Source organism: Flavobacterium sp. CR10 (assembly GCF_055814415.1).
The window spans coordinates 1,165,924-1,178,622 of sequence record NZ_CP185985.1 but is presented as its reverse complement, the minus strand read 5'-3'; the positions used below and the strand labels follow the sequence as shown (position 1 = coordinate 1,178,622).

Sequence of the window (12,699 nt, the reverse complement as noted above, 5' to 3'; positions counted from 1 at the left end):
ATCATTTGTCAGCTACAATCAATTATACAATTTTGTTTTTACATTTATATTAGCAGAATAAACTGCAAAAAAAAATGGAACCCGTCAAGATAAACTCAACAAGGTTCCACTTACTCAATAAATGGTCTAAGTTTAAAACGTTTATTCGTAAATAAAAGTTTTTTCCGTTTTCACAATTCCGTTTTCTTCTATCTGAGAGCAAGAAATCGGATAGTTTAATTTATTGTATTTGTATTTTCTACTCACCGCAACTAAAGCTGTTGATGACGGGCTGAAATTCATCTCATTATTATAAGAAATAGATTCAAACTCAAATTCTTCTTCATGATACGAAATCATCGGAACGATTACTTTGTAATTGTCTCCAAAAAGACTTTGAACGATTAACTGATCAACCGATTTTTTATCATCGTAAGTATAAGATTTAGAGATTTTATCTCCAACCAATCCTTTATGTCTCGACACATTATCATTCACATAAACATATTCCAGCTTTCCAATAATTGCTTTGTTTCTATCACGTGAAGTACGTCTTACAATAATTCCGTTTTCTACGAGATATTCAATATCGTCTACCAGATTTTGGTGATTGGTGCTCTTTTTTGTGGTTACTTTTATTCTTGCTCCTTCATAAACAAATGAAACCACTTTAGTAATATAATTAGGTCCTTCCTGATATTTTTTTACAAATTTGGTAATGTTGTTATCGGCATCGTAAGTATAATTGATCACTTCTTTCCAGTCGCTTCCTACTTTATCTTTTACCGTCATGTCTAACAAACCATTTTTGTTGTAATAAAAATGCTGTACAACATCTGAAGTGGTTATTGTTTGAAGTTTACCATCCTTAAAAACCATTGTTTTGTTAACAATTTCGCCGTCTTTAGAGTTTTGGTAATTTGTTTTTACAATGTTGATCTGCTTTAGCTTAACGTTGTCTTGACTGTGCATCAAGAAAGGAAACACCATCCATAAGATGGCAATAAAGTAGGTTCTCATATTTGTTTTTGTATTGATTTGGGACGACCAAAATACAAAATTCAATTAGATTTTAACAATTTGAAATACAAAAACTACAAACTTTTCAATAATACTCTAAAATTCAGCCTATTAATTTTCTTTTTAAAAATTACCGCTTATTTTTCACCAAATATCTTAATATCATCAACCATAAAAGCACCATTTAATGTTTTGTCTTTTCCGGATCCGATGTACTTAAAGGCAATATTTATGTTTCCAGAATAAGCCGAAAGATCGATTCCTCCAGAACTGATAAACTCACGCGCAGGAGTTGAAAGTGTTGGAACTTTTGCTTCCAGTTTTGTCCATTTTGCTTTGGTCACGCTTGCGCCATCAAAATTAGTAGAGACATAAACTTCTAGTGTATTTAACGGAGAATCGACTTTTAAATCGTGTTGCGCGCTTCTAAAAGAAAGCACAGCATTTTTATATCCTGTTAGATTTATTTTAGGCGAAACAAGCCAAGCTATATTCTCAGCTGCAGTTGTGCTTGTAGTGTTAAATTCTGCGTAGCCATTTCCAGAATATACCATACTCTTCCAGAGTTTTGTGGCTTTTTCTACAATATTACTCCAGCCTGGAAGCGCAAAATTGACATTGTTTTTAACCGACTGAAAATCCTCTGAAAAAAATGGAGTATTTCTTTTTCCGTTCATCACAATATCGCTTTCATATCGAACCATAAATTGATAGTCAGTGCCGAACTTGGTTAGAATTCCCTTTACTTTTCCACTTCCTTCTGGAACATCGTGATCTGCAAATTTTGCATAACTGCTGGTTCTAAAAATAACTTGATTTCCTGTTTTATCTCTCAAATACCAGTTTGTTGAACCTCCAACATTATTAGATTCTTCAAAGTAATGACGTCCTAATGCTGCTTCGGTAAATTCCACATCTTTTAATTCGATTAATGTATTTAGTTTAGAATCTGAAAGAGCTTCTTCTACAGAAAGTGATTTAACCAACTGGTTCTCGTCTATATTTGTGCACGAAGCGTTTAATACATTTTTATATTCGTTTTGAGAAATTCTTCCAATTGTGGGGTCACCGGCATTACTCACATACAAACTTCCAATTCTTAAACCGCCATAATACAAATCTGTAAATTGATTTTTCAGTTTTACAAACACTTTATTCCCTACGCGATAATCAATATAGGTATTTGTTGCATCAATAGGAACACTAAAACCAATTGCTGGCGCTTTTTCAGTTTGTTTTGTCTGCAATGAAATAGTCTTAAAAAAATTGCCACCTTCGTCACTCGAAACTACGTAAGCTTCTATAATGTCGTCATACAAATATTGTTTCGCTGTAGTACCCGAAAGCTCATAGACTTTTTCTACGCTTTTATTTACAGTAAGATTGGGCTGCGTGCAAGCTAATTCCGGGGTTTCGACTTCTTTACTGCAACTAATTAGAGATAGTGCAAAAAGTAAAATTAGTTTTTTCATTAGAAATAAATTTTTCAGTTTATAAACCGATTGTAAGATTCAGAAAATAAGTTCGTCCATAGCCATAATAATATCTTGGGCCAAAAGATGGCGTTCCGCTTGAAACATCTTGATTCAATGCTCTAAAATTGGCATTTCTTGCCTGTTCAAAACCGCCAGTTTTGTACATTAAATCCAAAACATTATTTACGCTGGCAAAAAGTCCCACATATTTTTTATGAATACGCCAAGATTTTCCTCCGTTAAAATTCAGCAACATGACAGGTTGAAATTTTTCTTGTTTTAGCAATTCATTCCCTCTTTCGGAAGTTGCCTCAGGAAAAGGAAAACCATTGGCTGGATTGATGTAAAATTGAGATGTTCTAGAAATTGACGAAACATCTATATAACTCTCTGCCAAATAATTGATATTGCTACCAATCCACCAAAACTTCGGATCTCGATATTCTAGTCCAAACGAATACGCCTGCTGTGGAGTTCCCGGCTGTTTATAATTTTTTAAATAAGCGGGGCCAAAATCAAAAGTGGTTTGCGCTCCTTCTTTTGCTCTATTGGCATCGTTTACAATCATAACATTTGGATTGTTGCTATAGACGTAATTTCCAAATGCTGCCGATAAAGTTGTTTTTAATGTTGGCCAAATTTGATATTCAAAACTTAATTCTGCTCCCGTATTTTTCTTATCCAAATTGGTTAAAGTCTGACTGACAAATGCATTTGTCGGATCATAACCCGCGCCATTATCGAAAATTCCTTCGGCATAGAAATAAGAAGTTTTCGAAGTATTTTTAATTGTGGTATAATATGCTGTTAACCGCAATTTGAGTTTTGCTGAACGATATACATAATTAGCTTCTGCACTACTGATATTCTCGCTTTCAATTCCATACACAACATTATTATTCAATCGTGAATTCGAAAAAGTATTTCGTAGTGAAGGCGCTCTTGTAAAATGTGCGGCATTAAAAAACAACAATTGTTTTCCTGAAATTTTATAAGTGAAACCGCCTTTGAAACCAAAATTCTCAAAATTTACTTTCTCACTTTTTCCTAAAGAATTTGTCGGATACAACCCATTTTGATACAATCCTTCTCTTTGATAATCTGACATGGAATAGGATTGTGCTAAGAAAAATTCTGTTTTATTATAACTAAATTTAAACTGCCCAAAAACATCTAAAGTATTAGCCAATAAATTGTAATTGTATCCGTAAATATCTCCAACTCCAACTTGGCGATTTGGATGCAACAAATCTGATTGCGAAAGATTTCCTTTGTAAAAAGTGTCGATATCTTCAAAATACGCTCCGCCAAGAAGGTCTAATAAATACTGAAAATTATGCGATTTTAATTTCTTAAAAGTAAACCCTCCATCAAAAGAAATATTAGAAGTTATCTGTGTATTTATATTTGAATTTACTGCCAAAGTTCGATCATTTGTTCTGTCTTCATACAGCACGTAATGGCTCTGCGCAGGCACATAACCATTTTGCCCTATTTTTTGATTGGCAAAATACATTTCGTCCCAATTGATCTGCGGATTGGCTAAAAATGCTATTTTGTTTTTTTCTGCATTTTCATAATCTGGAGTAAATTCACCCGAAAACTCTCCTTGATCTTTAGCATACAGCGAACTAAAATAACTTGGCATTTTTTTATAGTAAAAAGGATCGGGACTATCAGCATTTTGGTAATCGATATTGCTGTTTCCAACTTTTCCGAATTGATACATAATAGCAGAATTCAGATTGGTCTTATCATCAATTTTAAAATAATGATTCAGCATAAAGAGTGGCTCTTCTACATTTTTTGTTTTTGCATTTCTCTTTTCTCCGTTCTGAAATCCCCAATACGAATTGTATTTTTCGCCCATTAAATCGGTAACCTCAGCTGTATTAGAAGAATTCTTTCCTCGTGAATTTGGCGTATAAAACCCTGTAAAATTGATTGAATTTCTCTTATTTAATTTCTTTTCAACACTAAGAAAAAAAGAATCCGCATCGAAATTTGTGCCTTCAAAGTAACCTTCGTCAGCCCAGCGTTTTCCAGCTGAAACCACAAAAGCCCATCCAGAAGCATTCATTCCTGACGCATAAGTTCCGTTTGCTCGCCATAAATAAGTAGTATTGCTTCCTGAAAACGTGAGCGACGCTCCTTTTCTATACAAAGAAGCGCGTGTAAAAATCTGCTGTGTGCCTAAAACTCCTCCAAAAGTGTAATTGGAAGCTGCTGTTCCAACTGAAAATTCCTGATTTCTAAGTACATTGTTTAAACCTCCCCAATTGCTCCATTGCGGTCTTCCATCGTAGATTTTGTTCATTGCCATTCCGTTGAGCATCGTGATTGCATTTTCGCTGTCTAAACCACGCATACGAAATCTAGCTTGTCCCCAATTGAATGCTGCTGCCTGCATAAAAGCATCTCTTGACGATTGCAAAAGTCCAGATGTCATTTCAGACGAACTATTATCTTCTGAGAAATCGCTATCTGATAAAGTGATTAATGCAGCAGGAACCTCATCTGAATAAGCGTCCTCTAATTGCAATGTTCCAAGATTGATATTCTGTCCAGCGTTGGACTTCACTTTCAAAAGAAAATCTTTGTATCCCTGACTTCTAAGCAAAAGCAGTTGCTCTTTTTTGGGAAATATATGAAGTTCAAATTTTCCCGATTTTGAAGTAAGCTGCATCACAGCCGTATTTTGTATTGTCACCACTACATTTTCTAGCGGATTCTGCGTTCGGGCATCGATAACAATTCCTGTAACCGTTATTTCCTGCTGTGCAAAAGCAAAATTGAAGAACAAAAAAATAAAGAAGAATGCGTAATTTTTTACCATTAAAACCTATTATTAACTTTTAAATATTCTTAGGATTGATAATCCTTAATTCAAAAGATAAAATTGGTTTTTGGAAAAAGAGAATCTTAAACCTTTAACGTCTAAGTTAGAAATTCAAAAGTAAACAAATTATTTAATTATAAGTAAATTCTTTCAAGTTTATTTTGATTTATTGAAAGAATATTTAAATAATGGCAATTTTACAAAGGTGATTTATTATGCCTCTGTTCTAATTTTAGAAACCATAAAAGCGATCAGCACTCCAAAAATTCCGATAAAAGCAAAAGAAAACTGCAATCCGAAACTTTGTGCAATGTGCCCAATTACAGGCGGCCCCATTAAGAAACCAAGGAAACTTACGCTAGAAACAATCGTTAAAGCTTCGCCCGCTGGAACAGTCGGGTTTTTACCTGCAATACTATAAACTGTAGGAACAATTGTAGCAACACCTAAACCTACAAACATAAAAGCAATGGTACACGGAATGATATAAGGAAGAAAAACAGCCGTAAAAAGTCCAGCCGAAATCATAACACCGCTAATCTGCATGACACGCTCGCGACCAAATTTATTGATTAATCCGTCGCCTAAGAATCTTCCGCTCGCCATCATAATCATAAAAGATGTATAACCTAAAACCACCAATGGTCCAGGCGCTTTTACAATATCTTTAAAGTAAACTCCGCTCCAGTCAAACATAACACCTTCACTCGCCATACTGCAGAATCCGATAACGCCTAGCCAAAGCAAAGCCGTATCTGGTTTTACAAATAGTTTTTTGCCTTCTTCTTTGGGTTTCTTTTTTTCTTTGGCTCTAACCAAAAATTTAAAGTTAAAAGCTACCATCAATAAAACGATTCCAGCTACAATTATAAAATGATGCAGCGGACTCAATTTTAAAGCCAGCATTCCTAAACCTACCAAAGCACCTGTAAATCCTGCAAAACTCCACATTCCGTGAAACGAAGACATGATTGTTTTTTTAAATAAAACTTCGGTATAAACGCCTTGCGTATTTACGGCAATATTGGCAAGGTTTCCGAACACACCAAACAAAAATAATCCTAATGACAATTGTAACGATGTTGTCGCCAAACCTAAATTAATAAGACACAAAACATACATTATCAAGGAGAAAATCAGAATGCGATGACTTCCAAATTTGGTAACCATTTTACCCGAAAAAGGCATAATAATCAATTGTCCTACCGGAAGCGCAAAAAGTATAGAACCCAAATCGCCTTCTGTTAAATGCAAAGCCGTTTTGATATCTGGAATTCTACTGGCCCATGTCGCAAAACTTAAACCCATTCCGAAATAAAACATTCCGACAGCAAAACGAATGCGATTTAAATAGGAAGCTTTGGCTTCTCTAAATACTTTCTTGATTTTTGCTTTGGTCTGAAAAAGCGATAATGGATTAATGTTTATCAGCATATTGAATTTTTATTGGAATGTTGTCAAAAATACTAAAAACGCTCGTCAAAGTGCATAAAGCCTAAGGTTATACACAATATACAACGTTATTGTTTATAAATTCAAAGGTTTTGATTTGAATTTAGCCTATTAAAATTACAATTTTTCGGGTTTAGTAGAATCATAATTTGTTTCATTTTTTTATATATACAAAAAAGGGGATTCTCAATTTTTGAGATATCCCCGTTCTATTTACATTTCGTTGTTCCGTAGGAACATTTCATCGGTAGAAAAAAAAATATCGTTGTCGATGTTTTTACGTTCCACAGGAACGTTTGACACATTCGGTTATTAAAAAATGGCATCAAAATCAAACGTTCCTACGGAACGTAAATGCCTCCGAATATTATTTTTTTCTACCAACGAGACATTCCTACGGAATGTATTATTGTATACCTATTCCCTTTTGCTGGGCATTGCTACCGATCAAACATTCCTACGGAATGATTATGATATACCTATTACCTTTTGTTGTGCGTTGCTCGCAATCGCAGCTTCTATAACCTGCATTACTTTTACGCCTTCATCTGCAGTAACTGGTTCTTTTTTATCGTTTGCAATCGAGTCGTAAACTCCATCAAAGAAACTGAAATAATTACCTTGAAGCGTTGGGATTTTTTCTCGCACAATTTTACCGTCAATTTCGGTGTGCAAAAGTCCCTGCAAACTTTCGTCTTCTGTTCCCCAAGAATCTAGGTTTGGCTTTTTGCCAATTTTCAATTCGTCTTCCTGTACATCTCCACGTGGTTTTAAAAATGAACCTTTTTTTCCGTGAAGTGTGTAGGCTGGGTTCGCTTCTCTCACAAAAAAACCTGCTTTTAATCGGACTCTGAAATTAGAATAAAACAAAGTCAAATCGATCCAATCGTCTACAACAGAATTTTCTCTCGTTACGCGAATGTCTCCAAAAACAGCTTTCGGACAACCGAACAAACTTATAGCCTGATCAATAATATGCGGACCTAAATCTTTTAGAACTCCAGCTCCGTCATTGGCAGTTTCTTTATGCGCTTTTGGGCTTAACAATGGATTATAACGGTCAAAATGAAATTCGGCTTCAACTAAATCTCCTAAAACGCCGTCGTCGATTACTTTTTTTACGGTTTTAAAATCACTGTCCCATCTTCTATTCTGGAAAACAGCCAATTTCAAGCCTTTTTCTTTTGCAATTTTTGCCAATTCTTTTGCTTCTGCAGCCGTTGTTGTAAAAGCTTTTTCTACAACAGCATGTTTTCCTGCCAAAAGCACTTTTTTGGCATATTCATAATGCGTTCCAACTGGCGTATTTACAATTACCAAATCGACATCGTCGCTTAATAATTCGTCTAGCGAAGCGTAGCTTTTTACGTATGGATAATCTCCCTGAATTAATTTTTTACTTCTTTCCCAAGAACCTAATAATTCAAATCCTTCGTGAATATCTAAAAATGGCGCATGGAAAACTTTCCCCGACATTCCGTATGATAATAGTGCTGTTTTTATTTTCTGCATGTTATTACTTTTTTTGCCACAGATTAATGTGATTAAAAAGGATTTTTTTGTTTGCCACTAATTTCACGAATCTACACGAATTATTTTAAGTTTCTGAACGCAACGATTTGTGCAAATTCGTGCCATTGATTCGCCTGTTCGCTATCGCTCGGGTCGTGGCGAAAAAAAATTAAAAAAAATCATTTTAATCTGTGTAATCTGTGGCTAATAAAAATATTTAAAGTTTAGCTCTTTCGTATTGTTTTGGCCATTGAATATCGTCGTTTAATGTAGTGGCAAAATCCAAAGGCAAGTTCGGATTTCTCAAAGATTCTCTGGCGAATAAAATCAAATCGGCTTGATTTTTATTTAAAATTTCTTCAGCTTGTTTTGCTTCTGTAATTAATCCGACTGCTCCTGTTGCAATTCCTGCTTCTGCTTTCACTTTTTCTGCAAAAGGGACTTGATAGCCTGGCCCTAATGTTATTTTCTGATGCGAAACCAATCCGCCTGACGAAACATCTATTAAATCTACTCCTTTTTCTTTTAATATTTTAGAAAGCTGTACAGATTCTTCTGGATTCCAACCATTTTCTGCCCAATCTGTTGCCGAAATTCTAACAAACAATGGCAAATCTGAAGGCCATTCTGACTGAACCGCTTCTACAATTTCTAATGTAAAACGGATTCTATTTTCGAAACTTCCCCCATATTCGTCTGTTCTTACATTTGTTAATGGAGAAAGAAACTGATGCAATAAATAACCATGAGCCGCATGAATTTCTACAACCTTATATCCTGCTTCGACCACTCTTTTTGTTGCCGATTTAAAATCTGAAATTACTTTTTGGATTCCGTTTTTATCTAAAGCTTCTGGAAGAAACGGTTCGCCTTCATGATACGGAATCGCGCTTGGCGCAACGGTCTGCCATCCGTCTTGAGCGAAATCTAATTTCTTATTCCCCAACCATGGAGCCGAAACACTCGCTTTTCTTCCTGCGTGCGCTAACTGGATTCCGGGAATCGAATTCTGCGAAACTATAAAGGCATTGATTTGTTTTAGTTTTTCGATATGTTCATCTTTCCAAATTCCTAAATCGGCTGGAGAAATTCTGGCTTCAGGAGAAACCGCTGTGGCTTCTTGAATAATAAGTCCGGCACCTCCGCTGGCACGGCTTCCTAAATGAACCAGATGCCAATCGTTTGCAAATCCGTCAATTGCAGAGTACTGGCACATTGGCGAAATCGCAATTCTATTTTTTAAGGTGATATTTTTTATGGTAAAGGGAGAAAATAATTTCGTTGCCATATACTTGTAACTTTTAATGAGTTTATACTACCAATTGAGTAAGGCAGTGTTCGAAAAGTAAAGTTACGGCATCTTGTTAAAACGAGAAATCGAAATGTTTATTAATTAACAAACATTTAAAATCTTAAACACTATCTTGCATACTTATATTAAAATAGAAAACGCTACTTTTGTGCGTTAAATACGAATTAAAAACAACAAATGGATATAGTTATCAAACTGTCTCAATTTCTATTGAGTTTATCTTTACTTATTATTCTTCATGAATTAGGGCATTTTATCCCTGCTAAATTGTTTAAAACTAGAGTCGAAAAATTTTATTTGTTTTTTGATGTTAAATATTCACTTTTCAAAAAGAAAATCGGAGAAACAGAATACGGTATCGGATGGCTGCCACTGGGTGGTTATGTGAAAATTTCTGGAATGATTGACGAAAGTATGGACAAAGAGCAAATGGCTCTGCCTCCTCAGCCTTGGGAATTTCGTACTAAACCAGCTTGGCAGCGTTTAATTATTATGCTTGGCGGTGTTACTGTAAACTTTATCTTGGCTTTTATTATCTATATCGGAATGGCGTTTGCTTACGGAGATACTTATATTGCAAATGCTGACTTAAAAGATGGTGTTGCAATTGAAAATCCTGCTATGCTTAAAGCTGGTTTTAAAACGGGCGATAAAATTATTTCTATTGATGGAAAAGCTGTAGAAAATTTTGATAGCGATATGAATATGAATGTGATTATGGCTAAACATATCTTGATCGAAAGAGACGGAAAACAGCAAACTATTACAATGCCTACAGATTTTGTGGATCAGCTTTCTAAAACAGAAAAAGGAATGCTTATCGATATCCGCAGACCTTTTGTTATTGGAAAAGTTGCAGAAGAATCGCCAAACCAAAATTTAAAAGCAAAAGACTTGATTCTTTCTCTTAATGGGCAAAAAGTTAAATATTTTGATGAAGCAAAAACAATTTTAGAAGCAAACAAAGGAAAATCAATCCCTGCTGTTGTTTTACGTGATTTAAAAGAAATACCTCTTACTTTAAAAGTTAGTTCTGAAGGAAAATTAGAGGTTATGCCTGGTGGCTTAGATATAAAATCATTGGAGAAATTAGGATACTATAAAATAAGCACTAAAGAATATGGTTTCTTCGAATCTATTCCAGTTGGTCTTCAAAAAGGAAAAGATCAATTAGTAGGTTACGGAAAACAATTGAAAATGATTTTTAATCCAGAAACCAAAGCTTACAAACAAGTGGGTGGTTTTGCGGCTATTTACAACATTTTCCCTAGTTCTTGGAGCTGGGAAGTTTTCTGGTCAATCACGGCTTTATTGTCAATTATGCTTGGAGTTATGAATTTATTGCCAATTCCGGCTCTTGATGGTGGACACGTAATGTTTTTATTGTATGAAATTATTAGCGGCAAAAAACCGAGCGACAAATTCCTAGAGAATGCGCAAATGGTTGGTTTTGTTTTACTTATTTCACTGCTACTATTTGCTAATGGTAACGACATTTACAAAGCCATTGTAGGCAAGTAAAAAAAAGTCAAAAAAAGAGTAAAAATGTTTTTGAGAAACTAAAAATAGTTTTATATTTGCACTCGCTAAAAAGAGCAACACTTTCCTCCTTAGCTCAGTTGGTTAGAGCATCTGACTGTTAATCAGAGGGTCCTTGGTTCGAGCCCAAGAGGGGGAGCAACTTTTTTTAGCAAACATATTAACCTTTTAAGGTGATTCCTCCTTAGCTCAGTTGGTTAGAGCATCTGACTGTTAATCAGAGGGTCCTTGGTTCGAGCCCAAGAGGGGGAGCTTAAAAAAAGACGATCAAATTTGATCGTCTTTTTTTTTGTTCAAATTCCAAAGTTTTAAAATTCCAAATTCCAATATTTAGAGTTGCTTATTTAACCGCAAAGTGCGCAAGGTCTTTACGCAAAGTGCGCTAAGATTTACGCAGAGGTCGCTAAGAGTTTTTTTTTCGAGACTTAATAGGAATCTATAAAAGAGATCGCAAAGGGTGCCAATCTTTGTCGATATGCGAGTGTGATCCTTCGTTCCTCAGGATGACAAACTGTACGCTTTACACAATCTTGTCATCCTAACGAAGGAAGGATCGCACTAGAAACCCCACAAAGTATTTCCCCAACCTGTGTCGATATACGAGTGTGATCCTTCGTTCCTCAGGATGACAAACTGCAAGTAAAACAAAAAAAGCTCGCAGAGCTTTATCTACATAAAGCTTTGCGAACTTAATCTTTAGATTTATCTCAAATTACCCTTAAAAACTTTAAACCTTTGCCCCTCTGTAGCTCTGTCCCTTTAAACCTTTGAAAATCTATTTCATACTCAAAGTTTCGCTCTTAAACCTTTTCATCAATGTATTTGCTTTTTCATCTTCATTTATTGCTTTTAAGGACTGGGCGTATCTGTAATAATATATAACATCCAAATCTTTGGCTTGGTCAAATAATTGGGTGTAATAGCCCGCTGCTGCGGTTAGATTGCCTTCAAAATAAAAACGGTCGGCTACTTTTTTTAGCATATCGATAGATTTGTAACCTTTATCAATAACTCTTTCGTAAGTATCCACCATATTTACGGTTACATATTTTGTATTTGTAGCGGCTGGAGGTGTAACTTCTACCTTAACAGGCGTTACCGAAGCATTCGCACTTGCAACAAGCGTTTTTGTCTCTATTGTATTTGGAGCAACTTTAGGTTTTCTTTTTACGTAATTCGGAATTACGGTTCTAGTATTGTTAGGACCAAGATCGTAAGTATCGACCATGTCCAATTTTGAAACTTGGTAAGTAATAATTCTACCTCCAAAAAGTTTATTTATTCTTTCCTCAACATAATACGATTGTATAACCATATCATTTGTAGGGAGACTATCCGTCAATAATGTCGTTTTTCCTGGTGCCGAAGAAGCAGAGGCACTGTTTGTGCTCTGAGCAAAACAGCCGAGAGAAAATACGAACGCAAGTGTACATAAAATTGCTTCATACTTTTTCATGATTTTTGAATAAAATTAATGCTCCTATTAAAAAACTCACATTAAAGATACTGATTTTCTTTTAGTTAGCTTTTATTCTGACCATGAATTACTTAGAAAGCCGATAAAGTACTTC

8 protein-coding genes and 2 tRNA genes are annotated in these 12,699 nt (G+C 35.1%); 3 read left to right on the top strand and 7 right to left on the bottom strand.

The features are described 5' to 3' along the window. Positions 1 to 141 precede the first annotated feature (141 nt). The 6 genes from ACNRYB_RS05410 to ACNRYB_RS05385 form a co-directional block, all read right to left on the bottom strand. Positions 142 to 999, bottom strand: coding sequence for a hypothetical protein (locus ACNRYB_RS05410; RefSeq protein WP_129745913.1), 858 nt, complete (start codon positions 997 to 999; stop codon positions 142 to 144). 137 nt (positions 1,000 to 1,136) lie between these two features. Then, positions 1,137 to 2,471 (bottom strand): DUF5689 domain-containing protein, encoded by a 1,335-nt coding sequence (locus tag ACNRYB_RS05405; RefSeq protein ID WP_473729458.1) that lies wholly within the window; start codon positions 2,469 to 2,471, stop codon positions 1,137 to 1,139. Between the two features lie 19 nt (positions 2,472 to 2,490). Then, the gene (locus tag ACNRYB_RS05400) at positions 2,491 to 5,310 is read right to left on the bottom strand and encodes a TonB-dependent receptor domain-containing protein (protein WP_473729457.1); all 2,820 of its coding nucleotides are present in this window, start codon (positions 5,308 to 5,310) and stop codon (positions 2,491 to 2,493) included. Positions 5,311 to 5,526: 216 nt separating this feature from the next. Next, positions 5,527 to 6,747, bottom strand: a complete 1,221-nt coding sequence (locus ACNRYB_RS05395) for an MFS transporter (RefSeq protein ID WP_129745910.1) — start codon at positions 6,745 to 6,747, stop codon at positions 5,527 to 5,529. Between the two features lie 486 nt (positions 6,748 to 7,233). After that, entirely contained in the window at positions 7,234 to 8,277 is a 1,044-nt protein-coding gene (locus ACNRYB_RS05390) for a Gfo/Idh/MocA family oxidoreductase (protein ID WP_473729456.1), read from the bottom strand. A gap of 217 nt (positions 8,278 to 8,494) precedes the next feature. Further along, complete coding sequence (locus ACNRYB_RS05385) at positions 8,495 to 9,565, bottom strand: NADH:flavin oxidoreductase/NADH oxidase (RefSeq protein ID WP_473729455.1); 1,071 nt, start codon at positions 9,563 to 9,565, stop codon at positions 8,495 to 8,497. A gap of 201 nt (positions 9,566 to 9,766) precedes the next feature. Between ACNRYB_RS05385 and rseP the strand changes: the two genes are divergently transcribed. The 3 genes from rseP to ACNRYB_RS05370 all read left to right on the top strand — a co-directional run bounded on the left by rseP (position 9,767) and on the right by ACNRYB_RS05370 (position 11,380). Further along, entirely contained in the window at positions 9,767 to 11,110 is a 1,344-nt protein-coding gene (rseP, locus tag ACNRYB_RS05380) for an RIP metalloprotease RseP (RefSeq protein WP_473729454.1), read from the top strand. Positions 11,111 to 11,193: 83 nt separating this feature from the next. Then, positions 11,194 to 11,267 (top strand) — tRNA-Asn (locus ACNRYB_RS05375). Between the two features lie 39 nt (positions 11,268 to 11,306). Continuing rightward, a tRNA-Asn gene (locus ACNRYB_RS05370) sits at positions 11,307 to 11,380 on the top strand. Between the two features lie 523 nt (positions 11,381 to 11,903). On the opposite strand, the gene ACNRYB_RS05365 is transcribed toward ACNRYB_RS05370, so the two are convergent. After that, the gene (locus ACNRYB_RS05365) at positions 11,904 to 12,584 is read right to left on the bottom strand and encodes a hypothetical protein (RefSeq protein ID WP_473729453.1); all 681 of its coding nucleotides are present in this window, start codon (positions 12,582 to 12,584) and stop codon (positions 11,904 to 11,906) included. Between the last annotated feature and the right edge of the window lie 115 nt (positions 12,585 to 12,699).

What these genes read in the sequence shown, in the direction of transcription:
- ACNRYB_RS05365 (WP_473729453.1), bottom strand. Translation starts at nt 12,584, where the DNA reads ATGAAAAAGTATGAAGCAATTTTATGTACACTTGCGTTCGTATTTTCT.
- rseP (WP_473729454.1), top strand. Translation starts at nt 9,767, where the DNA reads ATGGATATAGTTATCAAACTGTCTCAATTTCTATTGAGTTTATCTTTA.
- ACNRYB_RS05385 (WP_473729455.1), bottom strand. Translation starts at nt 9,565, where the DNA reads ATGGCAACGAAATTATTTTCTCCCTTTACCATAAAAAATATCACCTTA.
- ACNRYB_RS05395 (WP_129745910.1), bottom strand. Translation starts at nt 6,747, where the DNA reads ATGCTGATAAACATTAATCCATTATCGCTTTTTCAGACCAAAGCAAAA.
- ACNRYB_RS05410 (WP_129745913.1), bottom strand. Translation starts at nt 999, where the DNA reads ATGAGAACCTACTTTATTGCCATCTTATGGATGGTGTTTCCTTTCTTG.
- ACNRYB_RS05405 (WP_473729458.1), bottom strand. Translation starts at nt 2,471, where the DNA reads ATGAAAAAACTAATTTTACTTTTTGCACTATCTCTAATTAGTTGCAGT.
- ACNRYB_RS05400 (WP_473729457.1), bottom strand. Translation starts at nt 5,310, where the DNA reads ATGGTAAAAAATTACGCATTCTTCTTTATTTTTTTGTTCTTCAATTTT.
- ACNRYB_RS05390 (WP_473729456.1), bottom strand. Translation starts at nt 8,277, where the DNA reads ATGCAGAAAATAAAAACAGCACTATTATCATACGGAATGTCGGGGAAA.